At 67.1% G+C, this 23,487-nt stretch carries 28 protein-coding genes; 2 read left to right on the forward strand and 26 right to left on the reverse strand.

Annotated features, from left to right (window positions below; all coding sequences use genetic code 11):
• Nucleotide 1 precedes the first annotated feature (1 nt).
• Both ACWDUN_RS17465 and ACWDUN_RS17470 read left to right on the forward strand, forming a co-directional pair.
• On the forward strand, nucleotides 2-919 hold the full coding sequence (locus ACWDUN_RS17465; protein ID WP_449930782.1) for a class I SAM-dependent methyltransferase: 918 nt from the start codon (nucleotides 2-4) through the stop codon (nucleotides 917-919).
• The gene (locus ACWDUN_RS17470; RefSeq protein ID WP_449930784.1) at nucleotides 906-1,826 is read left to right on the forward strand and encodes a class I SAM-dependent methyltransferase; all 921 of its coding nucleotides are present in this window, start codon (nucleotides 906-908) and stop codon (nucleotides 1,824-1,826) included. The genes ACWDUN_RS17465 and ACWDUN_RS17470 overlap by 14 nt, the downstream gene beginning before the upstream one ends.
• On the opposite strand, the gene ACWDUN_RS17475 is transcribed toward ACWDUN_RS17470, so the two are convergent.
• The 26 genes from ACWDUN_RS17475 to rpsC all read right to left on the reverse strand — a co-directional run bounded on the left by ACWDUN_RS17475 (nucleotide 1,807) and on the right by rpsC (nucleotide 23,470).
• Entirely contained in the window at nucleotides 1,807-3,198 is a 1,392-nt protein-coding gene (locus tag ACWDUN_RS17475) for an MFS transporter (protein ID WP_449930786.1), read from the reverse strand. The genes ACWDUN_RS17470 and ACWDUN_RS17475 overlap by 20 nt on opposite strands.
• A gap of 92 nt (nucleotides 3,199-3,290) precedes the next feature.
• Nucleotides 3,291-3,653 (reverse strand): STAS domain-containing protein, encoded by a 363-nt coding sequence (locus ACWDUN_RS17480; RefSeq protein WP_449930788.1) that lies wholly within the window; start codon nucleotides 3,651-3,653, stop codon nucleotides 3,291-3,293.
• Nucleotides 3,646-4,767: a glycosyltransferase gene (locus ACWDUN_RS17485; protein ID WP_449930790.1), complete on the reverse strand. Its 1,122-nt coding sequence runs from the start codon at nucleotides 4,765-4,767 to the stop codon at nucleotides 3,646-3,648. Before ACWDUN_RS17485 ends, ACWDUN_RS17480 begins: the two co-directional genes overlap by 8 nt.
• Nucleotides 4,764-6,056 (reverse strand): methyltransferase domain-containing protein, encoded by a 1,293-nt coding sequence (locus ACWDUN_RS17490; RefSeq protein ID WP_449930792.1) that lies wholly within the window; start codon nucleotides 6,054-6,056, stop codon nucleotides 4,764-4,766. Before ACWDUN_RS17490 ends, ACWDUN_RS17485 begins: the two co-directional genes overlap by 4 nt.
• A 41-nt stretch (nucleotides 6,057-6,097) precedes the next feature.
• Nucleotides 6,098-6,736, reverse strand: coding sequence for a helix-turn-helix transcriptional regulator (locus ACWDUN_RS17495; RefSeq protein WP_449930793.1), 639 nt, complete (start codon nucleotides 6,734-6,736; stop codon nucleotides 6,098-6,100).
• Nucleotides 6,737-6,818: 82 nt separating this feature from the next.
• Nucleotides 6,819-8,594 (reverse strand): signal peptide peptidase SppA, encoded by a 1,776-nt coding sequence (sppA, locus tag ACWDUN_RS17500; protein ID WP_449930795.1) that lies wholly within the window; start codon nucleotides 8,592-8,594, stop codon nucleotides 6,819-6,821.
• Between the two features lie 102 nt (nucleotides 8,595-8,696).
• Complete coding sequence (gene rplO, locus ACWDUN_RS17505; protein ID WP_449930797.1) at nucleotides 8,697-9,140, reverse strand: 50S ribosomal protein L15; 444 nt, start codon at nucleotides 9,138-9,140, stop codon at nucleotides 8,697-8,699.
• A 2-nt stretch (nucleotides 9,141-9,142) separates the two neighbouring features.
• Entirely contained in the window at nucleotides 9,143-9,325 is a 183-nt protein-coding gene (rpmD, locus tag ACWDUN_RS17510; protein WP_449930799.1) for a 50S ribosomal protein L30, read from the reverse strand.
• 2 nt (nucleotides 9,326-9,327) lie between these two features.
• Nucleotides 9,328-9,996 (reverse strand): 30S ribosomal protein S5, encoded by a 669-nt coding sequence (gene rpsE / locus ACWDUN_RS17515; RefSeq protein ID WP_449930801.1) that lies wholly within the window; start codon nucleotides 9,994-9,996, stop codon nucleotides 9,328-9,330.
• 25 nt (nucleotides 9,997-10,021) lie between these two features.
• Nucleotides 10,022-10,429 (reverse strand): 50S ribosomal protein L18, encoded by a 408-nt coding sequence (rplR, locus tag ACWDUN_RS17520; RefSeq protein WP_449930803.1) that lies wholly within the window; start codon nucleotides 10,427-10,429, stop codon nucleotides 10,022-10,024.
• A 3-nt stretch (nucleotides 10,430-10,432) separates the two neighbouring features.
• Complete coding sequence (gene rplF, locus ACWDUN_RS17525; protein ID WP_449930805.1) at nucleotides 10,433-10,972, reverse strand: 50S ribosomal protein L6; 540 nt, start codon at nucleotides 10,970-10,972, stop codon at nucleotides 10,433-10,435.
• A gap of 13 nt (nucleotides 10,973-10,985) precedes the next feature.
• Entirely contained in the window at nucleotides 10,986-11,384 is a 399-nt protein-coding gene (rpsH, locus tag ACWDUN_RS17530; RefSeq protein WP_449930807.1) for a 30S ribosomal protein S8, read from the reverse strand.
• 83 nt (nucleotides 11,385-11,467) lie between these two features.
• Nucleotides 11,468-11,653: a type Z 30S ribosomal protein S14 gene (locus tag ACWDUN_RS17535; RefSeq protein ID WP_019510998.1), complete on the reverse strand. Its 186-nt coding sequence runs from the start codon at nucleotides 11,651-11,653 to the stop codon at nucleotides 11,468-11,470.
• Between the two features lie 2 nt (nucleotides 11,654-11,655).
• Entirely contained in the window at nucleotides 11,656-12,228 is a 573-nt protein-coding gene (gene rplE, locus ACWDUN_RS17540; protein ID WP_449930810.1) for a 50S ribosomal protein L5, read from the reverse strand.
• 2 nt (nucleotides 12,229-12,230) lie between these two features.
• Nucleotides 12,231-12,548: a 50S ribosomal protein L24 gene (rplX, locus tag ACWDUN_RS17545; RefSeq protein WP_449930812.1), complete on the reverse strand. Its 318-nt coding sequence runs from the start codon at nucleotides 12,546-12,548 to the stop codon at nucleotides 12,231-12,233.
• Nucleotides 12,548-12,916, reverse strand: a complete 369-nt coding sequence (gene rplN / locus ACWDUN_RS17550) for a 50S ribosomal protein L14 (RefSeq protein ID WP_024453885.1) — start codon at nucleotides 12,914-12,916, stop codon at nucleotides 12,548-12,550. Before rplN ends, rplX begins: the two co-directional genes overlap by 1 nt.
• A gap of 215 nt (nucleotides 12,917-13,131) precedes the next feature.
• On the reverse strand, nucleotides 13,132-13,944 hold the full coding sequence (locus tag ACWDUN_RS17555; RefSeq protein WP_449931145.1) for a formylglycine-generating enzyme family protein: 813 nt from the start codon (nucleotides 13,942-13,944) through the stop codon (nucleotides 13,132-13,134).
• 35 nt (nucleotides 13,945-13,979) lie between these two features.
• Nucleotides 13,980-14,639: a hypothetical protein gene (locus ACWDUN_RS17560; protein WP_449930815.1), complete on the reverse strand. Its 660-nt coding sequence runs from the start codon at nucleotides 14,637-14,639 to the stop codon at nucleotides 13,980-13,982.
• A 96-nt stretch (nucleotides 14,640-14,735) separates the two neighbouring features.
• Nucleotides 14,736-16,409 carry an ArnT family glycosyltransferase gene (locus ACWDUN_RS17565; protein WP_449930817.1) on the reverse strand — a complete coding sequence of 558 codons (1,674 nt, stop codon included), beginning with the start codon at nucleotides 16,407-16,409 and terminating at the stop codon, nucleotides 14,736-14,738.
• Nucleotides 16,406-17,899: a glycosyltransferase gene (locus ACWDUN_RS17570; RefSeq protein ID WP_449930819.1), complete on the reverse strand. Its 1,494-nt coding sequence runs from the start codon at nucleotides 17,897-17,899 to the stop codon at nucleotides 16,406-16,408. The genes ACWDUN_RS17565 and ACWDUN_RS17570 overlap by 4 nt, the downstream gene beginning before the upstream one ends.
• A 9-nt stretch (nucleotides 17,900-17,908) precedes the next feature.
• Nucleotides 17,909-19,864 carry a hypothetical protein gene (locus ACWDUN_RS17575; RefSeq protein ID WP_449930821.1) on the reverse strand — a complete coding sequence of 652 codons (1,956 nt, stop codon included), beginning with the start codon at nucleotides 19,862-19,864 and terminating at the stop codon, nucleotides 17,909-17,911.
• 107 nt (nucleotides 19,865-19,971) lie between these two features.
• Nucleotides 19,972-21,486, reverse strand: a complete 1,515-nt coding sequence (locus tag ACWDUN_RS17580) for a hypothetical protein (protein ID WP_449930823.1) — start codon at nucleotides 21,484-21,486, stop codon at nucleotides 19,972-19,974.
• Between the two features lie 201 nt (nucleotides 21,487-21,687).
• The gene (gene rpsQ / locus ACWDUN_RS17585) at nucleotides 21,688-21,993 is read right to left on the reverse strand and encodes a 30S ribosomal protein S17 (RefSeq protein ID WP_449930825.1); all 306 of its coding nucleotides are present in this window, start codon (nucleotides 21,991-21,993) and stop codon (nucleotides 21,688-21,690) included.
• 3 nt (nucleotides 21,994-21,996) lie between these two features.
• On the reverse strand, nucleotides 21,997-22,230 hold the full coding sequence (rpmC, locus tag ACWDUN_RS17590; RefSeq protein ID WP_023985334.1) for a 50S ribosomal protein L29: 234 nt from the start codon (nucleotides 22,228-22,230) through the stop codon (nucleotides 21,997-21,999).
• On the reverse strand, nucleotides 22,230-22,646 hold the full coding sequence (gene rplP, locus ACWDUN_RS17595) for a 50S ribosomal protein L16 (RefSeq protein WP_019514051.1): 417 nt from the start codon (nucleotides 22,644-22,646) through the stop codon (nucleotides 22,230-22,232). The genes rpmC and rplP overlap by 1 nt, the downstream gene beginning before the upstream one ends.
• 2 nt (nucleotides 22,647-22,648) lie before the next feature.
• Nucleotides 22,649-23,470, reverse strand: a complete 822-nt coding sequence (gene rpsC, locus ACWDUN_RS17600) for a 30S ribosomal protein S3 (protein WP_449930828.1) — start codon at nucleotides 23,468-23,470, stop codon at nucleotides 22,649-22,651.
• Between the last annotated feature and the right edge of the window lie 17 nt (nucleotides 23,471-23,487).

Raw genomic sequence — 23,487 nt, forward strand, 5'->3', positions numbered from 1 at the left:
GATGGCACGCACCGAAGGTGACACCTGGGATCTGGCCAGCAGCGTCGGTGCCACCGCCACATCGGTGGCCGCCTCCCGGGCGCTGGCCAGCCTGGGTCCGCAGCCGCTGATCGACGATCCCTACGCGGCCACCCTGGTCGAGGCCGTCGGCCTGCCCCATTTCATCCGGGTCGCACGCGGTGAACTCGGCGACGAGACCGACCCACTGTTCGGCGCCCAGCAGATGCGCGAGCACATCGCCGTGCGCACCCGGTTCTTCGACCGGTTCTTCGAGCGCGCGACGGCCGACGGCGTCCGGCAGGCCGTCATCCTGGCCTCGGGGTTGGACACCCGCGCCTATCGGCTCGGGTGGGCCGACGGCACGGTCGTGTTCGAGATCGACCAGCCGGCCGTCATCGATTTCAAGTCGCGGGTGCTCGCCGACTCCGGCGCCGACCTGTCCGTCGACCGGCGCGCCATCGGTATCGATCTGCGCGACGATTGGCCGACCGCGCTGCGGGAGGCGGGCTTCGACCCGTCGGCGCCGACGGCGTGGATCGCCGAGGGACTGCTGATCTATCTACCACCCGAGGCGCAGGACCGCCTGCTCGACAACATCACCGCGCTCAGTGCGGCCGGCAGCATGCTGGCCACCGAACACATGGACACCCGGGCGCTGACCGGCGACTGGGCCAAGGAACTGACCGAACGCGGACGCCGGTACGGCAGCGATATCGACCTCAACGCGCTGTTCTACAACGGCCCGCGTACCCCCGCCGCCGATCATCTGTCCTCAGCGGGCTGGCAGATCAGCATCCTGTCCAACGCGCAGGCATACGCCGCCGAGGGTTTCGAGCGGCCCGATGACCACTTGACGGCCATGGTCGGTGATTCCGGCTATCTGAGCGCGACACTGGAGAACGCACATGGCGCGAACTGAGGGCGACAGCTGGGATCTGGCCTCCAGCGTGGGTGCTACGGCGACCATGGTGGCCGCCGGACGGGCCATCGCGAGCCGCGACGAGAACGCATTGATCGACGATCCCTTCGCCGCGCCGCTGGTGCGGGCCGTCGGCATCCCGGCCTTCAGCATGATGGTCGACGGCACCCTGGATCTGGCGGCGATCGCCGAGATGGCTCCCGAGGGAGCCGCCGAGGTCAAGTCGAACATCGACGAGATGGCGGTGCGGACGAAGTTCTTCGACGACTACTTCGTGGCATCGGGTGAGCAGGGTGTTCGGCAGGCGGTCATCCTGGCCGCCGGTCTGGACGCGCGCGCCTATCGGCTGCCGTGGATCGACGGCACCGTGGTCTACGAGGTGGACCAGCCCGAGGTGATCGAGTTCAAGACCCGCACCCTGGCCGATCTCGGCGCCGAACCGACGGCCCAGCGACGCACCGTGCCGGTCGATCTGCGCGACGACTGGCCGGCGGCCATGCGTGCGGCCGGACTCGATCCGGATCAGCCGACGGCGTGGTGCGCCGAGGGCTTGCTGATCTATCTGCCGCAGGAGGCCCAGGACCGGCTGTTCGACAACATCCACGCCCTGAGCGCGCCCGGCAGCACCGTCGCCACCGAATTCGTCCCGGGGATGAAGGATTTCGATCCGGAGAAGGTCCGCGCCGCCGCCGAGACCTTCCAGAAGTTGGGGCTGGAGATGGACATGCCATCGCTGATCTATCACGGCGAACGCACCTCCGCCGCGGACTATCTCGGCGCGAAGGGTTGGCAGATGACCGGTGTGCCGCGTACCGACCTGTTCACGCGGTACGGACTGGCCGCCCCCGAGTTCGGCGATCGCGATGTGCTCGGTGAGATCGTCTACATCAGCGGCCGCTTGAGCTGACCGCGTACTCCAGCGGCGGCGGCGCATCGGCGGTGCCGGGCGTTTCGGTGCCGCCGATCGGGCACCGGGCGGTCTCCGGCATGCCGATCAGGGCGACGGCTCCGATGACGCACGCCAGCATCATGTAGAAGGCGGGGACCAGGCCGTTACCGGTCTCGCCGATCAGCCACTCGTTCAGTGCCGGCGCGGTACCGCCGAACAGCGATGTGGACACGTTGTAGGCGATGGCAAAGCCGGCGAACCGCACCTGGGTGGGGAACATCGCCGGGAACGTCGCCGAAATCGTGGCCAACTGCGGCACATACAACAGGCCCAATACCGCGAAACCGATGATGGCCCCGGCCATCCCGGTGCCCATCAAAAGGAACATCGGCACGCCGGCGACGAACAAACCGGTCACGGAGAACCACCACAGGGGCTTACGGCCGAACCGATCCGAGAGCATGCCCGCCAGCGGCAGGAAGACCATCATGGCGAGCATGCCGATGATGGGCACGATGAGCGCGTGGTTGGAGGTCAGCCCGATCGTGCCCTCCAGATACGTCGGCATGTAGCTCAGCAGCGTGTAGTTGACGACGTTCAGGGCCACCACCAGCCCGCCCAGGCGCACGATCGGGCGCCAGTACTGCGTCACCAGGTGCTTGAACTGGGTCGAGGTTTCGTCCTCGGTCTCGGCGGACTCGTCGAGTTCCTGGAACACCGGGGTTTCCTCCAGCCGAGAGCGCAGATAAACCCCGACCAGACCGAGCGGTGCAGCGACCAAGAACGGCAGTCGCCAACCCCAGGACTCCATCTGGGTATCGTTCAGAACCAGCGAACAACTGAGCATCAGGATTGCACCGAGCGAGAACCCGGCCAGCGTCCCGAACTCCAAGAAACTGCCGAAGAATCCGCGCCGGCGCGACGGTGCGTACTCCGCCATGAACGTGGCTGCGCCACCGTACTCACCGCCGGTGGAGAAGCCCTGGATCATGCGCAGCGCCACCAGCAGTACCGGAGCCCACATACCGATCGCGGCGTACGACGGCACCAGCCCCACGCCCAGGGTCGCACCCGCCATCAGCAGGATCGTCAATGCCAGCACCCTTTTGCGTCCGATGCGGTCACCCAGCGGTCCCCAGACCAGACCGCCGAGTGGCCGGACCAGGAAGGACACTGCGAAAGTCATCAGGGCAAGCAGTGTTGCGCTTCCGGTATCACCGGGGAATATCGCCGCCGAAATGTAGGTCACGCCGTAGGCGTAGATGCCGTAGTCGAACCACTCGGTCGCGTTGCCGATCGATGACGCGGCAACCGCTCGTCTCACGACGTGTGGCGGGGCCTCCGGATTTCCTCGCCTGACGGTTCCGGACTCGCCCTCTGCGGTTGCCACTAACTCGCTCCTGTTCCCAGACTGGCCGTACTACCTGTCGCGCAGGGCGCAGCAAACCGCGCCTACAGGGGCGTGCCCGATGTCGCTGCGGTCTAAACCTGCCCGCCGGAAACGGCATCGACCGCCTCGTCGAGGTTGGCGAACAGACCCACCAGGTCGGCGATACCGACCAGCTTCAGCGGACGAGCGGTGGCCGGGCCGTCGGCGACGACGGCGAACCGGGTCTCCGGCGTGATGTCGGCATGCGCCGCGACCAGCACCCCCATCCCCGCCGAGGACAGGAAGTCCACCGCGCCCAGATCGACCACCACCGCGGCCGGTGCGGCCGCCGCGGCGGCCGCGATCGCGGTTTCCAGTTGCGGGGCGGTCAGCGAATCGACCGTGCCCGAGACCGCCACCACCACGACGTCGCCGATCCGGTGTTCCTCGATGGTGCACTGCACGTCGCTAGCCATGTGCACTCCCGGCCCCCCTGCGCATGCTCTGCATCATCGATTCCTCCAGTCCGTTCGATCGTCGTGCGGCGTAGAGCAATTGCTCGTAACCGTCCAGCATGTGCTTGCTGCTCAACCGAGCGCGTGCTGCCGCCCCGACGGCGCACCGGTCGGCACCCTCGACGGTCTCGACCGCCAGTGCCAGTTTTTCGATCTCGTCCACACCCGGGGTGACCAGTACCCCTCCGGGCCGGGCGACGACCTCGGGCAACCCGCCGCGCCGCAACCCCACCACGGGAGTGCCGCACATCTGCGATTCCGCGGCCACCAGGCAGAACGGTTCCTCCCAGCGCGGTGTCACCAATGTCGCCATGCTGTCGCCGTACAGTCCCGCCAGGGCGGAATCACCCAGCGCGCCGACGTATTCGACATCGGGTCCCAGCAGCGGTTCGATCACCGCGGCATACCACTCGGCGTCGCTGATCGGTCCGGCCAGCCGCAGCCGCCGACCGGCTTTGCGCGCCGCGTGCACGGCGATATCGGCACCCTTGTCCGGGGTGAGTCGACCGACCCATGCCAGATCGTCACCGCCGCGCCCGACGGGGAAGCGGCCGGCGTCGATTCCGTTGTGGATCACATGGATTCTGCTCAACGTCTCCCACTGCTTGCGCAGGGCCGCGCTGACGGCCACCAGGTGGCAGGCCGGGCCGGCCAGCGCTGCGCCGACCTCCATCCACGGGAACGGCGGGGTGTGCAGCGTCGTCACCAGCGGCACCCGCAGCGCTGCGCTCAGTGCCAGCGGGAGCTGGTGCAGACTCTGATTGAGCACGATATCGATATCGTTGCGGCACAACAGGTCACGTATCACCGCCAGATAGGCGACCTGATCGCTGAGGAAATCCGGTTCCGGCAGGTTCGGATCGGCCGAGGCGATCGTCGAGAGCGCGGGTGCCTCGACCATGGCATGCAGGCGGTCGGCCAGCATCGGATCGCTGCCGGGCCGTGCCCACAACTCGACATGATGGCCGCGCTTGCGCAAACCGCGGGCCAGCAGGCCGGTGAACCGCTCCTGCCCTCCGGCATAGGGTTCGGCGACCGGCTTGCGGGACGGACCGATGACGGCGATGCGCATCATGACGTGCCTCGGTACTCGCGGTGGACCGAGATCGGCTCGCCCCAGGCCTCGACGACGATGTCGGCATCCTCGTAGCGGGCACGCAGCGGCAGGTCGAGGACTGCTGCGGCCTGCTCGTGAACCGCGCTGCCGTCCAGTGGGGTCGTGCTCGTCAGTTCGCGCCGATGGGCCAGCACGACCTCGCCGTGCGCGCTCAGGTGCCTGCGCGCGAAGCGCAGCGTGGCGGTCAGGTCCGGGCCGTCGAGGTGATATCCGACCTCGGACAGGATGATCGCGTCGAAGGTCTCATCGGGTAGCTCCGCCGGTGCCACACCCTGCACCCATCCCACCGCATCGGTCCGGCGCCGTGCGATCTCGAGAGCGCGCGGGCTGGCATCGAGGGCGACCACCTGATCGGCCCGGCCGGTCAGCTCCTCGGCGAGCTGACCGGTGCCGCAGCCGATTTCCAGGATCCGGTGATAGCGTTCGCGGCCCAGACACGCCAGCACCAAGGCCACCCGTCGCCGGTCGTAGACGAAGTCGTCCAGCCGCCACGGGTCGTCGATGTCACCGAGCAGGGCATCGAACTGTCCGGCGACCTGCCCGCGACGGTCATCGGCGATGATCGCATCGCGAACCCGGGCGGCCAGATCCGCCGCCGTCGGGATCAGCACCGTCTCGAATGTCCGGAGCGGCAGCGCATGACGTTGTATCGCGCGCGCCCTGGCTTGTAGTCCGGCGAGCGATGGCGACAGTGTTCGCAGCCGCGACCAGTCCACATCGGATGGAGTCGCACACTGCCACAGCATGATCGGATACTCCAACAGGACCGCCGATGCGCGGCGCACGGCCTCTTGCGCGGCGAGTGCGACGACCGCGTGCTCGGGCCCGCCGTCGCACTCGGCGGGCGAGAACACCGCGGTGCGCGCGTCGACGATCTGCGACAGATAGGTACCGATATCGTTGCGGGCCTGTTCGGGCGCATCGTCGGGCAGATCGCACCAGAGCGCCGAAACATGTTCACCGAGCGCCGTTGTCGCACCCGTGATCGCGTCACGATCGGCTGCCGCGCGGTCTGCGGCGAGGACGACGGTGATGGTGGTGCCGAGGGCCGCCAGGTCGGCCAGAGTCGCTCCCAGCGCGGCCATTTCGTCCCCGGGGCGGGCCACCACCGCGACGACGCGCGGACAACGTCGAAGGAGGGCGGGCAGGTCCAATTTCGGTACACCGTCCCAGCCCGGAGCCAGCAGCCACGTCGCATCATCGGTCGTGCGCGCACGCGCGATGACGTCCTCGATCAGCCTCCCCACCACCAAGAGTCAACCGTGCCGGGCGGCGCCGCACTACACCCCTAAGGGTGTAACCGTGCGACGTCGGGGCTGAAGTCGTGCGCCATACCCCATGCGACGGCCTGCGAACGCCGTGTCACCCCGAGCTTCCGGTAGGTCGATCGGACGATGGATTTGACGGTGTTGATGGACAGGTAGCAGCGTTCGGCGATCTCGTTGTTCGTCCGGCCCTGGGTGATCAGCGCCAGCACCTCGGCCTCCCGCGCGGACAGACCCGCTTCCTGGCCGGGCCAGGCCATCGGCATCGACATCGACCCGTCACCGCGCTCGACGACGGTCTCACCGGCGTGGATGCGCTCCAAGCAGTCGACCAGCCGGTGCACCGGCAGCGACTTGGCCAGGTAACCGTGGATGCCGCCGGCCAGTGAGCGGTCGATCAACAGCTGATCGATGTTCCACGAATACACCGCCACCCGACCGATGTTGTCCTGGCGGACCAGGTCGCTGACATCGGTACGGTCGCCCTGAGCTGCGGCGAAGGTGTCCCAGATGACGACATCGACGGGTGCCCGCACCGGTGTCCTGGAATCGAGTTCGACGATGCGCACCCGGTCCCGGTAGGCCTCCAGCAGCGCAGCCAGCCCCGCAACGATGAGTTCGTAGTCGTTGACGATGGCCAACGTCACCGGCGAACTGCTCACTCAGCCCGCCTTTCGCTCGGCCTGTCCCTGCCGGGACAACGATAGACCCACAGGTCATCGGTGTCGGCGCAGTAGGCCGGATTCAGAACCGGTGGTCCCCCAGCCACATCGCGTTGACTCCGGTCAGCGCCCGCTCGGCCTGGTCGATGACGCCGACGACGGACTGTCCGAGCAGCGAAGCCACCGCCTGCGGCACCGATGCCGCCGCGGGCTGGGAAGAGGCTTTGGGCCGCAACATGTCCAGCATCGAGGAACCCGGATAGCTGAGCACCCGCACCTGCGCGTCCTCGTCGAGTCCGGCGAGCGCCTTGGCCCGGTTGATCGCGGTCCACAGTCCGCCCAGGGTGTCGACCAGGCCGCGCTCCAACGCGTCGGCGCCGGTCCAGACCCGGCCGCGGGCCACCGCGTCGACGGCTTCGACGGTCATCTTGCGCCCGACGGCAACCCGCTCGATGAAGTCCGCATAGAACAGGTCGGCCTCGGCCTCGACCTGGGCGTGCTGCTGCGGGGTGAACGGCGCATCGGCGGACCAGGCGTCGGCATTGGTGTTGGTGCGCACCGCATCCGAGCCGATCCCCAGTTTGTCCTTCAGCTCGCGCGAGATCAGCTTGCCGGTCACCACGCCGATCGATCCGGTGATGGTCCCGGCGTTGGCGACGATCTCGTCGGCCGCCATGGACACGTAGTAGCCGCCGGAGGCCGCGACCGAACCCATGGACGCCACCACGGGCTTGCCGGCGTCTCGGGCGCGCACCACCTCACGCCAGATCGTCTCCGAACCGACCACCGAGCCGCCCGGACTGTCCACCCGCAGTACGATCGCCGACACCTCGTCGTCGGCGGCGGCCTCGCGCAGCGCGGCGGCGATGGTGTCACCTCCGGCACTGGAGTTGCCGAACGGCAGCATCTGCGGTCCGCCGCGGCCACTGACGATCGGACCGTGCAAGGTGACCACGGCGATGGTCGGCTTCTTGCGGCCCGGAATCGGCGGGCCGGGCTTGGCGGCGGTGGCGCGGGCATACCGCGACAGGTACAGCCGGGGTGCGGCGTCCGGGCCGTCGGCGGTGGGCGCGGCGCCGGCCAGTTCGCTGATGCGGGCGTACGCCTCGTCCCGGAAACCGATGCGGTCCACCAGGCCCGCGTCCACGGCGTCGTCACGCAGCAGCGGGGCGCGGTCGGCGAGCGCGTCGACGGTGGCCGGGTCCAAGCTGCGAGCGGTGGCCACGGCGTCGCGCACCTGACGCTGCAGGCTCTCGATCAGTGCGGTGTCCGCCTCGCGGTGGGCATCGGTGTAGCTGTCCTGGGTGAAAAGGTTTGCCGCGGACTTGTATTCACCACGGGCCACGAACTGCGCCTCGATACCGGCCTTTCCGAGCGCATTGCGCAGAAACAGTGCGCTGGTGGCGAATCCGACCAGCCCCACGGTGCCCGAGGGCTGCATCCACACTTCCCGGAATGCCGAGGCCAGATAGTAGGACAGCGTGCCCGGATAGGTCTCGGCCCAGGCCAGCGTCGGCTTGGCCGTCCCGAAAGCCGCTATCGCGTCCCGCAATTCCTGGATCGGTCCGGGCGGTGCCGCGGGGACCTGGACGCGCCCGATCAGGCCCGCCACCCGATCGTCCTCGGCCGCGCGGTGGACGGCGGCGACGGCCTGCCGCAGCGTCAACGGCTTGCCGCCCAGATTGATCAGCATCAGCGGGTCGAAGCCGACGGTCTCCGGCGGGGCGATCTGCAGGTCGAGTTCGAGCACCACACCACGGGGCACACCGCTGTGGCGCGCGGTGTCGACCTTGCGGATCAGATCGCGCACCTCATCGGGACCGGGCAGGCTGGGCAGGTTGGGCAGCAAACCGAACATGTTTCGAGCCTACCGGCCCACGATTCCACGGTGAGCAGACGCAAAAGTGCCCCTTTTCACGGGGAAAAGGGGCACTTTGTGTCTGCTCGCGAGCAGAACTTGCTACAGCTCGGTGGCCGATCCGCCGGCGGCGGTGATGGCCTCGCGGGCGCTGCCGCTGAACTTGTTGGCGGTGACATCGACCTTGACGGTCAGCTTGCCGTCGCCGAGCACCTTGACCAGGCTGTTCTTGCGAACCAGGCCCTTGGCGACCAGCTCGTCGACACCGATGGTGCCGCCCTCGGGGAAGGCCTTGGCGATCTCGCCGACGTTGACCACCTCATAGGCGACCCGGAAGCGGTTGCGGAAGCCCTTGAGCTTCGGCAGCCGCATGTGGATCGGCATCTGGCCACCCTCGAACGTCGACGGGACGTTCTTGCGGGCCTTGGTGCCCTTGGTACCGCGACCGGCGGTCTTGCCCTTGGAGCCTTCACCGCGGCCGACGCGCGTCTTGGCGGTCTTCTCGCCCGGCGCCGGCTTCAGGTCGTGCAGCTTGATGACACTCATGATTACTGGACCTCCTCGACCGTGACGAGGTGGTGCACGGTCTTGATCAGACCTCGGGTCTGGGCGTTGTCCTCACGGACCACGGACTGACGGATCTTCCGCAGCCCCAGGGTCCGCAGGCTCTCGCGCTGCTTCCAGCGTGCGCCGATGGTTCCGCGCACCTGGGTGATCTTGAGCTCTGCCATGACTATGCGCTTCCTTCACGAGCCGCAGCGACGGCCACGGCTTCGGCCTCGCGGCGTGCCTTCAGCATGCCGGCCGGGGCCACGTCCTCGATGGACAGACCGCGACGGGCCGCCACCTCTTCGGGACGCTGGATCTGCTTCAGCGCGGCAACGGTGGCGTGCACCACGTTGATCGCGTTGTCGCTGCCCAGCGACTTGGCCAGGATGTCGTGCACCCCAGCGCATTCCAGTACGGCACGGGCCGCGCCACCGGCGATCACACCGGTACCGGGGCTGGCCGGACGCAGCATCACGACACCGGCCGCCGCCTCACCCTGCACCGGGTGGACGATGGTCCCGCCGATCAGCGGCACCCGGAAGAAGCCCTTGCGGGCCTCCTCGACGCCCTTGGCGATGGCGGCCGGAACTTCCTTGGCCTTGCCGTAGCCGACACCGACCATGCCGTTGCCGTCGCCGACGATGACCAGCGCGGTGAAGCTGAAGCGCCGACCACCCTTGACCACCTTGGAGACGCGGTTGATGGTGACGACGCGCTCGATGTAGTTGCTCTTCTCGCCGCGGTCGTCGCCGCGACCACGACCACCGCGGTCGTCGCGACGGCCCCGGCCGTCACGATCTCCGCGGCCACCGCGATTGTCCTGCGCCGAAGCGGCGCCAGCCTGCTCGGCCATCATGCAGTCCTCTCGTTAACAGTCATCAGAATTTCAGCCCGCCCTCGCGCGCGGCATCGGCCAGCGCGGCGATCCGTCCGCCGTAGGTGTACCCACCGCGGTCGAACACCACCGTCTCGATGCCGGCAGCCTTGGCGCGCTCGGCGATCAGCTGACCGACGCGCACGCTCTGGGCCTTCTTGTCACCGTCGACGGCACGCACATCGGCCTCGATGGACGACGCTGCGGCGACGGTGACGCCGGCGAGGTCGTCGATGAGCTGCACGTGGATGTGCCGCGACGAACGGTTGACCATCAGGCGCGGGGTCTCGGCAGTGCCTTCGACCTTCTTGCGCAGCCGCGCGTGACGGCGCAGGCGAGCGTTCCGACGGGTCTCGGAGATGTTCTGCCCCACCGGCTTACGGGTGGCGGCGTCAGTCTTCGTGGTAGCCATGGGTTACTTACCTGTCTTTCCGACCTTGCGGCGGATCTGCTCACCCTCGTACCGCACGCCCTTGCCCTTGTAGGGGTCGGGGCGGCGCAGGCGGCGGATGACCGCGGCGATCTGGCCGACCTTCTGCTTGTCGATGCCCGTGATCGAGAACTTGGTGGGGGTCTCGACCGCGAACGTGATGCCCTCGGGAGCCTCGATGAGGACCGGGTGGCTGTAGCCCAGCGCGAACTCCAGATTGGAACCCTTGAGCGCGACGCGGTAACCGACGCCGAAGATCTCCATCTTGGTGGTGTAACCCTCGGTGACACCGGTGACCAGGTTGGCAACCAGGGTCCGCGACAGACCGTGCAGCGAACGGCTGCGCCGCTCGTCGTCCGGACGGGCCACCACGATGGCGCCATCGTCGTTGCGCGACACCTGGATCGGCTCGGCGATGTCGAGGGTCAGGGTGCCCTTGGGGCCCTTCACCGAGACGTTCTGGCCGTTGATGGTGACGTCGACCCCGGCGGGAACCGGGACCGGCTGCTTTCCAATACGCGACATGTTCTCGTCCCCCCTACCAGACGTAAGCGAGGACTTCGCCGCCCACGCCCGATCGAGCTGCCTGGCGGTCGGTGAGCAGACCTGAGGACGTGGAGATGATCGCCACGCCCAGGCCGCCGAGCACCCGCGGCAGATTGGTGGATTTTGCGTAGACCCGCAGGCCGGGCTTGCTGACCCGGCGCAGGCCGGCGATGCTGCGCTCGCGGCTGGGGCCGTACTTCAGCTGCACCACGAGGGACTTGCCCACGCGGGCATCCTCGGTGCGGTAATCCGAGATGTAGCCCTCGGTCTTGAGGATCTCGGCGATGTTCGCCTTGATCTTCGAGTGGGGCAGCGTCACCTCGTCGTGATACGCCGAATTGGCGTTACGCAGACGCGTCAAGAAGTCTGCGATGGGATCGGTCATCGTCATGACAGCCGGTTCACCTTCCTCGCGGCGGTTCCCTGTCCAAAAGCCTTGGGGGGCCTGCCGTGTTAATCAGTAATGAATGCTGGTTACCAGCTGGACTTCTGCACACCGGGCAGTTCGCCCGCGTGCGCCATCTCGCGCAGGCAGATTCGGCACAGGCCGAACTTGCGGAACACCGCGTGCGGCCGGCCGCAGCGGTTGCACCGGGTGTAGGCGCGCACCGCGAACTTCGGCTTCTTGTTGGCCTTGTTGACCAGAGCCTTCTTTGCCATTCTCAGTTCTCCTTGAACGGGAAGCCGAGGGCCCGCAGCAGCACCCGTCCCTCGTCGTCGTTCGTCGCCGAGGTGACGACGGTGATGTCCATGCCGCGGGGCCGATCGATGGAGTCCACGTCGATCTCGTGGAACACCGACTGCTCGGACAGGCCGAAGGTGTAGTTGCCGCTGCCGTCGAACTGCTTGGGGCTCAGGCCACGGAAGTCGCGGATACGCGGGAGGGCGATCGACACGAGACGGTCGAGGAACTCCCACATCCGGTCGCCGCGCAGGGTGACCCGCGCACCGATCGGCATGCCCTCGCGCAGCTTGAACTGGGCGATGGACTTGCGCGCCTTGCGGATTTCGGGCTTCTGTCCGGTGATCAGGGCCAGGTCGTTGACCGCGCCGTTGATCAGCTTGGCGTCGCGGGCGGCGTCACCGACACCCATGTTCACGACGACCTTCACGACACCCGGGATCTGCATCACGTTGTCGTAGTTGAACTCTTTGTTGAGCGCGTCCTTGATTTCCTCGCGGTAACGCTGCTTCAGCCGCGGCTGCACCTTGGCGGTGTTTTCTACAGTGGTCATTCTCAGATGTCCTTGCCGTTGCGCTTGGAGACGCGAACCTTCTTGCCGGACTCCTCGTCGACGCGGTAGCCGATGCGGGTCGGGTTGCCGTCGGAGTCGACGACCATCACGTTGGAGACGTGGATGGGGGCTTCCTGGGTGACGATGCCGCCCGAGGAGGCGCCGCGCTCGTTGCGCGACTCAGCGGTGTGCTTCTTGATGCGGTTGACGCCCTCGACCAGGACGCGCTCACGCGTCGGGTAGGCCTCCAGGACCTTGCCCTTGGCGCCCTTGTCCTTGCCGGAGATGACGAGCACGGTGTCGCCCTTGTGCACCTTCATTACAAAACCTCCGGGGCCAGCGAGACGATCTTCATGAAGCGCTTCTCGCGCAGTTCACGACCGACGGGCCCGAAGATGCGGGTGCCGCGGGGGTCGTTGTCGTTCTTGATGATGACGGCGGCGTTCTCGTCGAACTTGATGTAGCTGCCGTCGGCGCGACGGCGTTCCTTGACGGTGCGCACCACGACGGCCTTGACGACATCGCCACGCTTGACGTTGCCGCCCGGGATGGCGTCCTTGACGGTCGCCACGATGATGTCGCCGATACCGGCATAGCGCCGCGACGAGCCACCGAGAACCCGGATGCACAAGATCTCCTTGGCACCCGTGTTGTCGGCGACCTTCAGCCGCGATTCCTGCTGAATCACTCGATCTCCTGACCTGGTTTTGTGTGCACGGCAGATACCGACCTGACGTGCGCGGTCTTTGTCACCAGAGGGCACGCAGGGCTGAAGAACAGCCGAGGTCTGCCCGAGGCAACCCCTACATACTAGGTGAGCACGTGCTATGCACCAAATCGCTGCCCATCCCTTTGCGATTTCGGTGAGGATCCGTGCGGCACGCGCCGGAATCCTCACCGAAATCACAGGTCAGCGGCGCAGCGGAATCCGATATGGGTGGTCGCGGTGTCCCGGGACTGCGGCGACCGCGCCGCGGGCCGGTACCGGTGGCAGTACTCCGGCGCGCACAGATGCGATCCACCCTTGAGGGCCTGGCTGATGCTCGGGTCGTCGGCGGGCAGACAGCACGGATGGGCCACGCGGCCGGTGAACTCACTGCTGGTCCACTCCCAGACATTGCCGATCATGTCGACCAGCCCGAACGAGTTGGCCGGGAACGTGCCGACCGGTGAGGTGCCGACCCAGCCGGCCGCACCATCGTTGCGGTAGGGGAAGCGGCCCTGCCAGGTGTTGGCCATCAACTCCCCCGCCGGTGCCGGATCGTCTCCCCAGGCGTACGTCGTCTCGGCGCCCGCCCCGGCGGCGTACTCCCACTCCGTCTCGGTCGGCAGCCGACGGCCGGCCCAGCCCGCATAGGCCAGTGCGTCGGCATAGGCGACCTGCACGACCGGATGGTCGTCGACGCACTCACTGCCCGGACCGTGCGGGTGCCGCCAGCTCGCGCCCGGCGCCCAATCCCACCACTGCCGCCAGTCACGCAGGTCGACGGGACCGGCAGTCGGCCGGAACACCATCGCTCCGGGTGACAGATCCGCCGGTGCCACACCGGGATACAGCGCCGGGTCCATCGGGCGCTCGGCGACGGTGAGGTAGCCGGTATCGGCGACGAAGGCGGCGTACTGAGCATTGGTGACGGGGTGGCGCTCGATGGCGAAGGGCGCGACCGTCGCGGTGCGGGCCGGGGCCTCCTCGGGATAGAAACGCGTGGACCCCATCGTGAAGGAGGCGCCGGGCAGCTCGACGAGGTCGGTCACGGAATCCCTACCTCGACGATATCGGTCACCTGCGTTGCGACCGCGTCGAATCCCGCTGTCTGCGCGGGCGCCTCGGTGTGCACCGCGACCAGGTAGTCGCGATCTTCGGTCGGGATGTGCAGGACCCTTTCGACGAACTGGATGTCGCCCTCGGAGGTGCCCGAGAGTCCGCCGAGCAGTTTCTGACCGCTGTAGCCGCACATCGGGGCCGGCAGCGCGACCAGCGAACTGTAAACCGCCGCACTCTCGGTCAGCCGGTCGGCGTGATCGGCGAAAGCCGCCTGCGGATCCAGCGTGGTGGCCATGATGCGTACCGTCGCCGACATCCCGTCCGGCCCGTTGAGTTGCGCGCCGACATCCCCCGATCCGCCCTGCATCGACCACCCGTCCAGGACCGCCACGGTGACCGCGGGAGCCATCGGGTCGTCCACCTTGGCCACCATCGCCACCGGCGGGCGACGGTCGGCCTCGCAGGTGACCGTGTCCGCCGGGATCGGGCTGCCGGTCGTCGGGAGGACACCGGAATCGGGATGCCCGGAGTCTGTGCCCGGGGCGACGGCGACGGGCGTGCCGTCACTGGATCGGCTGCAGCCGGCCGACACGGCGACGGCCAGGCACACCGCGACCAACAGGGCCGCCCTCGCGGAAGTCCTCATTGCGCGATCGTGCGCCGGAACTCAGCGGTCATCGGCCCCTCCTGGGTTCGGCATCGCCCGGAGAGTACATCCGCACCCCGCGCCGATGCCGGGTATTCAGCTTCCGGTCGGCTCGTTCACCCGGTACAACCGCCAATCCGGTTGTCCGTCGCCATCATTGGGAATCTCCAAGGCCAGGGTGGCCACCTCGGCACCGGTCTCGTACAGCGTCGGATAGCGCAGGTTGAGTGCGTCCGAAGTACCCCGGCCGATCGGCGGCACCGCCAGCAGATACTCGATACCGTTGGCGGTCGGATCGTTGAGCAACTCGGTGAAGTCCGGATCGGACGGGATCACGAACATCTTCGGCCGCTCGGCCGCGGCCAGCACGCCGAAACCGTAGACGGTGTCGGTGATCACCGAGCTGTCGGGCAGATCCAACGTATCCAGGTATTCGGCGATGCGCCGTTCGGTGCCGAAGGTTCGCGCGATGCGATGCTCGATGGCCTTGTGTTCGGTGACGTTGTACGGGTCGGGCCGCAGCACCGCACCGAGCCCGTACTCCTGTGTCGCGTAGTCCGACTGTCCCATGCCGATCACGGTGACCGGGATGCCGACCGCCAGGGTCGCGGCGACCGCCACATAGGTGGCCGGTGAACGGCGCCTGGTGTCGACGGCGGCAGGCGCGGCGGCCGGTGGGGCGAACCGACCGCGCCGTTTCGCCGGTGCCAGCACGCCGTCGGGAACGCCCAGCAACGCCAGCGTCGCCGCCATCGGGATCGCGATGATGAAGAACCTCAGGAACGGGAAGGTCGAGCCCTGCGCGTAGCTTGCGGCCTGAAAGGCAAGTACCGCACCGTACATCGCGGCCGGCACGAAGAGCATCTGCCAGTTCGGCCGTCCCCACCGCTGCATCACCGCCCACAGGGCCAGCGGCAGCAGGGTCGGCGCCAGCAGCATGACGCACACCGCGGCGAACCCCAGACCGCCGGCGAAGGTCGGTGCGGTCTGGCCGGACTGTTCCAGGATCGCGGCATTGCCGTACTGGGAGGTGAACTGGGCGAATGCCTCACCGGTGATCAGCCAGCCGGCGGCGGCCCAACCCAGGAATGCCGCCATGCCGGGCCCGCTGACGATCAGCATGTCCATCACCGTGCGGCGCAACCGCGGTGGCGTGCGCGCCCGCAGATATGTGGTGACGCCCACAACCAGACCGGCGGCGCCGATGCAGGCCAGTGCGTCATAGCGGGTCAGGTAGGCCAGCCCCATCGCGACGCCGCCGGCCGTCACCAAATGGTGGATGTCGTCGTCGACCATCCACATGATGAGTCGGCGCACCGCCCAGGTCATGAAGAAGATGAACGGCGCCTCGCTCATCCCGTTGGAGCCGTAGAACACGATCATCGGATTGAGCGCGAACAGCCCGGTGATCGTCAGCGAGTAGGCCCGCGGCAATCCGCGATCGGCGCCCATGCTGAAGATCTGCACCGCCGCGCCGGCCATGAACAGACTGGACATCAGGGTTCCGGAGAACGCGCGGGTCGCGAGGTCGGTCCAGATATCGCTGAACAGGATGGCGGGGATCTGCACCATCGCCGCGACGGGGGTGAAGATGAAGCCGATGGCCGCCAGGTGCGGGTCGCGGCTGAACAGCACCGCCTGGGTGGACGCGACCCGAGACAGGGTGTCGCCCATGATGTATCCGTGTCGGATCTGCAACCACCACCCGACGGCCAGGTAGATCGTCAGCGTGCCGAAGAAGATGACGAACTTGAGTCGACGATTCGTCATGACGTCCCGACCGCCTGCTCGTGTGCGGTCTTCTCGTCCGGCTTCTCGGCCAGACCGTGGAATGTCTTCTCCCAGAACGACGGCTGCCGGATCATCTGATAGCAACCCTTGGCCGCGGCAATGCTCATCATCAGCCAGAACAGCGGCACACTCAGCGCGGCATGCAGCAGATCGGCGCGGTCGTCCTCACGCAGGGCGATCATGTTCATGTACATGACGGTGAAGTTGCCGATGATCATCGCGATGAGGGCCGGGAAGTAGATGTAGGGCGGGAAGATGCTGCCCACCACGGCGGGCTGGCCGAGGAACCACAGCACGGTGATGAACCAGAACAGCAGGTTGAGCACCGCGATGATCGGGGTGCCGGCCAGTACCAGGGTGAATCGGATGAAGCTGCGCGTGCCCAGCGTCCGGTACAGCTTGAACGGGCGCCTGATGTGCACCAGCCAGGTCTGCAGATAGCCCTTGTACCAACGGGATCGCTGCCGCACCCAGTTGATCGGATCGCTGTTGGCCTCCTCCAGCGTGTAGGAATCGATGACCGCGGTGTGTAGGCCATGCGCCGCGATACGCAGGCCGAGGTCGGCATCCTCGGTGACATTGAACGGATCCCATGCCCCGATATCGATCAACATGTCGCGGCGCAGGTGATTGGAGGTGCCGCCCAGCGGGATCGGTGAGGTGCTGACCATCATGCCGGGCAGCAGGAATCCGAACCACAACCCGTACTCGGCGGTGAACCAGCCGGTGAGCAGATTCTGATGTCCGTTGTGGTACACCAGTTTCGCCTGCACGCATGCCACGTCGTCGGGCAGATCGCGGAACGCCGCGACGACCCTGCGCAGCTGCAGCGGTTCGGGCAGGTCCTCGGCGTCGAAGATGGTGACGATATCGCCGGTGGCAAAGTGCAGACCGTAATTGCAGGCCTTGGGTTTGGTCCGCGGTTCGGCCGGTGGCACCAGCAGGATGGTGATGACATCGGATTCGCCGCACTTCTCGGCGGCGTCGATGGTGACCTGATCATCGGCCTCCAGCAGCAGCAGTACCTGCAGCTTGTCGCGCGGATACTCCAGGGCGTCCATCGCGCCGATCAGGTCGGCGACCACCTCGGGTTCGTTGTAGGCGGGCACCAGGATCGTGTAGCGCGGCAGATCGGCATCGGGTATCGCACGCGCCACATCGTCGGGGATGGTGATGGGTCGCGACGCCAGACCGCGACGGAAGATCAGCACCCGGTCGGCCAGGGTCAGCAGATACGCCGCCGTACACACCCCGATCAACAGCACCGCGGTCTGCATCGGCCGCCAGGCGGCCAGCGCGATCACCACGGCCAGCAGCCCCAGCAGCACCGGTTTCTGCCAGCCCACCAAGGGTTTCGACGCCGAGGCCATGGGATCGTCGTCGCGCAGGCCGTTGATCGCCATGTTGAGCGCGTACTCGCGCTCTTCTTCGGTGACGGTGTGCGCATCGAAGATGGCCCGCAACTTCATGACAGCTGCCTAGTCGTCCGCAATGCCGCGGGACCCGCGACCGCGCCGTGCCATGACCGCGGCGCCGACGATCACGAGCACCAGCGCAGCACCGCCGATCGCTACGTACAGCATTGTGCGGTCAGCGCCGGACGCCTCGGCGAGCTGCTCGGCTTCCGGTGTGGTCAGCTGGATGACATCACGGCCCGGCACCGCTATCAGCGCGTTACCGCGCAGACCCGACCACCGGGTCAGGTCGGCGTCCAGCCACTGCAGCAGCCGGTCGAGTTCGCCCGGGGTGTCGGTCGAGGTGGCGACCAGTAGGGTGCGACCACCGGAATAGAAGGTCTGCAGTGATCCGAACCCGATGGCCGGATCGAGTGCGAGTGTGGTGGAAACGCCTGAGCCGTCGACGTTCTCAACGGTGATGACACCATCGGAGTTCACCGCGACGGGCAGTTGCACAGATTCGTCGGTCCAACCGTCGGCGCTGATGACGATCGCGGGATTCATCGATCCGATGGCGTCGGCGACGGGCACCACCGCGGTCTCGAACGGGCGCCCGCTGAGCCGCTGCAGACCGGCCACGATCTGCACGGCGCGACGCAGGTCGGCGAAGGTGGTCGTGCCCCCGTCGCCCATGCCCACCTCGATGCGCGGCATCAGCGCCTGCGGCAGTGACTGGAAGCCCAGCGGCGAGGGCGGGTCGGCCAATGTGCTCTCCACCGGACTCTCACCGTCGATCGTCAAGGTGATGGGCTGGAACTCACCGCACCGTCCGGTGTTGCCCGCCGCGTTCACCGCCACGTCGAGGTTGGTGTAGCGCTCCAGCAGCCGGTCGGGCACGTCGATCCACCGGTCGATGCTGCCGCTGGGCTCGGTGGCCCAGCGATCCAGCACCTCGCCGCCCACGCTCACCACGACCTGGCCGGCGATGGTCGCCGGCAGCGGTGTGTAGGAACCCTGCAGGTGCACCCGCACACCGTGCACGGAACGTCCGAATCGGGTCTGGTCCAGCGGGATGGTGACCCGCGGGTTCACCAGCGCGGTCGCGTTGACCCCGGGCTGACCGAGCTGGCGGATGGTGGTGCGGTCGCTGGGCAGCTGCGGTGCCGAGGACAGCGGACCGACCACCGCCGCGGACTGGACCGCCAACCTGGACAGCTCACTGGTCAGCAGTCTGGTCTGGTTGGTCAGGTCGCCGGCGCCACCGGAAATCACCAGCGCCGGCACCGAGTTGGGCCCCTGTAGCGACAGACCGACCGCACCGCCCTCGCGCACGATGATCTGGCGTTCCAGCGGCTGCGGTGGCGGCACGGTCTGATCGTCGTTCTCGACGACCTCGACCTCGGTGCGCTGGGTGCCGTACCGCGCCACCGTCGCCGTCGCCAGCCGCACGGCCGCGTCCGCCTCCGCCTGGGAGGGTTCCTGCGGTACGAACAACGTCAACTTGCGCAAGACCGGCGGCAGGAAATCGGCGACGGTCGACGGCGGCAATTCCAGTCCGCCGTACCTCACCTCGGTATCGGTGAGCCGCAACGGGTTGTTGCCGTCGAACACGCAATAACCGTCGGGCAACGTCAGATAGCTTCTCAGCAAGACCGTCACGGCATTGTCGACGACACGTGCACCGGCCAACGGGATGGCAAAGCGGCCACCGTCTGGGGGCAGCGGTACCCGGGCGATGACGCGGTCGTCCTGACTGACCTCGATGGTGCCGCCGAGTGCGTTGACCGGTAACAACGCGGTGGCGTCCAGTTCGGTGGGCAGCAGACCCGTCTGCACCGGGATCGATACCGTTTGAACGCCTTCGATGCCGTACAGCGCGATGGTCGGTTCGCCGCCGAGCACGCGCAGGCTCAGGGATGGCGAATTCGCCAGTGAGGTATCGGGTTCGGGTTCGGGTTCGGCCGATGCGACACCGGGCAGTGCAGTCCCCCCGACGACCAACACGGCAGCAAGCAGCGGAATCATGCGTGCAGTCACCTGTCGAAGCCTATGCGGCGCACCGGCCGCACAGTCGGGTTCACCGAAATCGTTATGTGAGCTTTCGCGCTGCGGCCACATGACGGACACTGAAACCTGTTGCAATTTCAGCGGAACTGCGCCGCGACGAGGCCACGACTGAAGGTACGCAGCAGATCCTCGTCCTTGAAGACCGGCGCGCGTTCGGACAGTACGGCATTCCCGCGGAACAACAACGTGATCAATGTGCGGATATTGGATACCACACTGGTCGACGGTGCCGGGAACGGTGCGGTGGCCTCGTGGTTGTCGACGGCGAAGATCGACACGCGCTGCGCGAGTGTGGAATCACCCCAGGCGAACTGGACGGAATTCCAGGTGACCAGCAGGCTGTCGTCGACGACCGATATCAGCCTGCCGTGTACGCCCATGTCGAGGTCGATGTCGTACTGACCGCTGATCCTGGCACTCGTCAGTCCGTAGAACACGCGAGCGGGATAGGTACCGAACGAGAACGGACGCTTGCTGACGAGGCTGTCGACCACGACGGTGCGCGGCCGGGACAGTTTGTCCCACGCCGGATTCCCCGAGTCGGCGAGCATGTACTGGCGCACCAGCACGGCACCGTCGCCGTACAGTCGGCGTGCCTGGGGATACTCGCGTTGTTCGATGACGGTCCAGCCGATCGGGGCAAGCAGCGGCCGGCCCTGGACCAGATCGGCTGGGGCGGGTCGACTTATCGGGGCGGTGGTGGTCTCGGTGGGCAACGGACACAGTGACAAGGCGATGGCGGCGACCACCACCAGCGGAACCGAGGACCAGACTTGCTTGGCAGCAAGGGGTTCCACTTTGCGATCCAGGATGCGCTTGGGAAGCCCGCGACGTGTCAGCAGGTACATCGTGATACCGACCAGGCAGAGTGCCGATATGGCCGGCACCTGTTGATACACCAGCATCGGCGCGTTCGGGAACAGTTGGGCGATGGCGATCAGCACCGCGAAGCCGACCGCCCACGTTGCGAGCGATCCGTAGAACCCCCGGCGATAGGTGCGCCCCACTGCGATACCGGTGCCGATCGCCGGGATCAACAGCGTCGCTGCGCCGGCCGCGAACTTCCCGCCACCGAGCAGCACCACCACCAGGTAGTAGGGCAGCGAGAAGACCATCGTCAGCAGCAGCCACACCCAGGCGAATCTGATGACGGGGCGTAGCCCGAAGAGCATGACCGAACTGCTGACGACGAACAACCAGCAGGCCACCAGGTCCAGTCGCAGGATGTGGAAGTACAGCGCGTACCGGTCCAGCAGTGCGGCCTGGATGAGCAGGGCCATGCCCAGACCTATGGCGCCGACGATGAAGTCGGTCTGGCGATCATGGATGGGCAACTCGGTGCGCTTGCGCCGCGCCACACCGAAGGCCACCAGCGTGGCGACGATCGGGACGGTCCAGACATAACCGCCGATGCCACCCTCGCGGGTGGTGTGCACCAGGCTGGCGAACGTGTCCCAGAAGGCGAACAGCGTGAGACCGGCGATCAGCACCCATCTGATGACCACTCGATAGATCGGATTGATCTCCAGGTACCACGCCAGCGCGGCGGATAGCTTGGACGGGGCCTTGGTGGCCGAGGGGGTCGTCGTCATCGCACCCGAACCGTACGCACGGGCCGCTGCGTCCCCACCGGCATGACCGCGATGGTAGGCCACCGACGCGGGCAGCAAACCCCGAACGTTGACTTCGCAACGTCAATCGTGATCAAACGCACGAACCCCCGGAACCGCTTTCGCGGCCGGGGGTCCGTGTGTCGATTTGCTGAAACCGTGGCTCAGCAACTTTGTTCGACGTTACTTGGCCTTCTCCAGCACCTCGACCAGACGCCAGCGCTTGGTGGCCGACATCGGACGGGTCTCCATCAGCGAGACGCGGTCGCCGATACCGGCGTCGCCGTTCTCGTCGTGCGCCTTCACCTTGGAGGTGGTGCGGATGATCTTGCCGTAGAGCGGGTGGCTCTTACGCGACTCGAGTTCGACCACGATGGTCTTCTCCATCTTGTCGCTCACCACGTAGCCGATGGCGGTCTTGCGACGGCCACGCGGCTTCTCGGTGGCCGGCGTGTGCTTGGCGCCGGCCTCTTTCTTGGTCTCTGCCATGTCTTAAGAATCCTCACCAACAGGTCCGGAAGCCAGACCCAGTTCACGTTCACGCAACACGGTGTAGACCCGTGCGATCTCCTGGCGCACCACACGCAGCCGACGGTTGTTGGTCAGCTGGCCGGTGGCCATCTGGAAGCGCAGGTTGAACAGCTCTTCCTTCGACTCGCGCAGGCGAGTGGTGAGCTCTTCCTCGGTGAGCTCACGCAGTTCGCCAGGCGAAACTCCCACTGCCATCAGAACTGCTCCTCTCGGGTCACGATGCGTGCCTTGATCGGCAGCTTGTGGATCGCGCGGGTCAGCGCGTCCCGGGCGATCTTCTCGTCGGGGTAGCTCAGCTCGAACAGCACGCGGCCGGGCTTGACGTTGGCCACCCACCACTCCGGCGAACCCTTACCCGAACCCATGCGGGTCTCGGCGGGCTTCTTGGTCAGCGGACGGTCCGGGAAGATGTTGATCCACACCTTGCCGCCACGCTTGATGTGCCGGTTGATGGCGATACGAGCAGACTCGATCTGCCGGTTGGTGATGTAGGCGTGCTCCAGAGCCTGGATGCCGTAGTCACCGAAGCTCACCGAGGTACCGCCGCTGGCGGTGCCGCGCTGCTTCGGGTGGTGCTGCTTGCGGTGCTTGACCCTGCGGGGAATCAGCATGACTAGCTCTCCGTGGTTTCTGCGGGTGCCTCGGCTGCTGCCGGGGTTCCCGCGGTGTCATCGGTGGCGGCCCGGCCGGCCTCGGTGCTCGTCGCCGTGGTGCCCGAGGCGCCACTGCGGCGCGGACGGGTGCCCGACGGACGGTCACGACGCGGACGGTCTGCGGCCGGCGCGGCGGCGGCGAGCTCGCGCTTGCCACCGACGATGTCGCCCTTGTAGATCCAGACCTTCACGCCGATGCGGCCGAAGGTGGTCTTCGCCTCGTAGAGGCCGTAGTCGATGTCGGCACGCAGCGTGTGCAGCGGCACCCGACCTTCGCGGTAGAACTCCGAGCGGCTCATCTCCGCACCGCCGAGGCGGCCCGAGCACTGCACCCGGATGCCCTTGACGTTGGGCTGACGCATCGCCGACTGGATGGCCTTGCGCATCGCGCGGCGGAACGCCACACGGTTGCTCAGCTGCTCGGCGACGCCCTGGGCCACCAGCTGGGCGACGGCCTCGGGCTGCTTGACCTCGAGGATGTTCAGCTGGACCTGCTTGCCGGTCAACTTCTCCAGGTCGGAGCGGATGCGGTCGGCCTCGGTGCCACGGCGACCGATGACGATGCCCGGACGCGCGGTGTGGATGTCGACGCGGACCCGGTCACGGGTCCGTTCGATCTCCACGTCGGCGATGCCGGCACGCTCCAGGCCGGTGGCCAGCAGGCGACGGATGGCGACGTCTTCCTTGACGTAGTCCGCGTACTGCTTGTCGGCGTACCAGCGGGACTTCCAGTCGGTGGTGATACCGAGCCGGAAGCCGTGCGGGTTGATCTTCTGGCCCACTACTCCGAGCCTCCCTT

It is taken from the genome of Mycobacterium sp. NPDC003323 (genome assembly GCF_053589535.1).

Bases quoted from the DNA above. Each gene is read 5' to 3' on its own strand.
- ACWDUN_RS17465 (WP_449930782.1), top strand. From the start codon at position 2: ATGGCACGCACCGAAGGTGACACCTGGGATCTGGCCAGCAGCGTCGGT.
- ACWDUN_RS17470 (WP_449930784.1), top strand. From the start codon at position 906: ATGGCGCGAACTGAGGGCGACAGCTGGGATCTGGCCTCCAGCGTGGGT.
- ACWDUN_RS17480 (WP_449930788.1), bottom strand. From the start codon at position 3,653: ATGGCTAGCGACGTGCAGTGCACCATCGAGGAACACCGGATCGGCGAC.
- ACWDUN_RS17485 (WP_449930790.1), bottom strand. From the start codon at position 4,767: ATGATGCGCATCGCCGTCATCGGTCCGTCCCGCAAGCCGGTCGCCGAA.
- sppA (WP_449930795.1), bottom strand. From the start codon at position 8,594: ATGTTCGGTTTGCTGCCCAACCTGCCCAGCCTGCCCGGTCCCGATGAG.
- rplO (WP_449930797.1), bottom strand. From the start codon at position 9,140: ATGAGTGTCATCAAGCTGCACGACCTGAAGCCGGCGCCGGGCGAGAAG.
- rpmD (WP_449930799.1), bottom strand. From the start codon at position 9,325: ATGGCAGAGCTCAAGATCACCCAGGTGCGCGGAACCATCGGCGCACGC.
- rpsE (WP_449930801.1), bottom strand. From the start codon at position 9,996: ATGGCCGAGCAGGCTGGCGCCGCTTCGGCGCAGGACAATCGCGGTGGC.
- rplR (WP_449930803.1), bottom strand. From the start codon at position 10,429: ATGGCTACCACGAAGACTGACGCCGCCACCCGTAAGCCGGTGGGGCAG.
- rplF (WP_449930805.1), bottom strand. From the start codon at position 10,972: ATGTCGCGTATTGGAAAGCAGCCGGTCCCGGTTCCCGCCGGGGTCGAC.
- rpsH (WP_449930807.1), bottom strand. From the start codon at position 11,384: ATGACGATGACCGATCCCATCGCAGACTTCTTGACGCGTCTGCGTAAC.
- ACWDUN_RS17535 (WP_019510998.1), bottom strand. From the start codon at position 11,653: ATGGCAAAGAAGGCTCTGGTCAACAAGGCCAACAAGAAGCCGAAGTTC.
- rplE (WP_449930810.1), bottom strand. From the start codon at position 12,228: ATGACCACTGTAGAAAACACCGCCAAGGTGCAGCCGCGGCTGAAGCAG.
- rplX (WP_449930812.1), bottom strand. From the start codon at position 12,548: ATGAAGGTGCACAAGGGCGACACCGTGCTCGTCATCTCCGGCAAGGAC.
- ACWDUN_RS17555 (WP_449931145.1), bottom strand. From the start codon at position 13,944: ATGGGGTCCACGCGTTTCTATCCCGAGGAGGCCCCGGCCCGCACCGCG.
- ACWDUN_RS17560 (WP_449930815.1), bottom strand. From the start codon at position 14,639: ATGAGGACTTCCGCGAGGGCGGCCCTGTTGGTCGCGGTGTGCCTGGCC.
- ACWDUN_RS17565 (WP_449930817.1), bottom strand. From the start codon at position 16,409: ATGACGAATCGTCGACTCAAGTTCGTCATCTTCTTCGGCACGCTGACG.
- ACWDUN_RS17570 (WP_449930819.1), bottom strand. From the start codon at position 17,899: ATGAAGTTGCGGGCCATCTTCGATGCGCACACCGTCACCGAAGAAGAG.
- ACWDUN_RS17580 (WP_449930823.1), bottom strand. From the start codon at position 21,486: ATGACGACGACCCCCTCGGCCACCAAGGCCCCGTCCAAGCTATCCGCC.
- rpsQ (WP_449930825.1), bottom strand. From the start codon at position 21,993: ATGGCAGAGACCAAGAAAGAGGCCGGCGCCAAGCACACGCCGGCCACC.
- rpmC (WP_023985334.1), bottom strand. From the start codon at position 22,230: ATGGCAGTGGGAGTTTCGCCTGGCGAACTGCGTGAGCTCACCGAGGAA.
- rplP (WP_019514051.1), bottom strand. From the start codon at position 22,646: ATGCTGATTCCCCGCAGGGTCAAGCACCGCAAGCAGCACCACCCGAAG.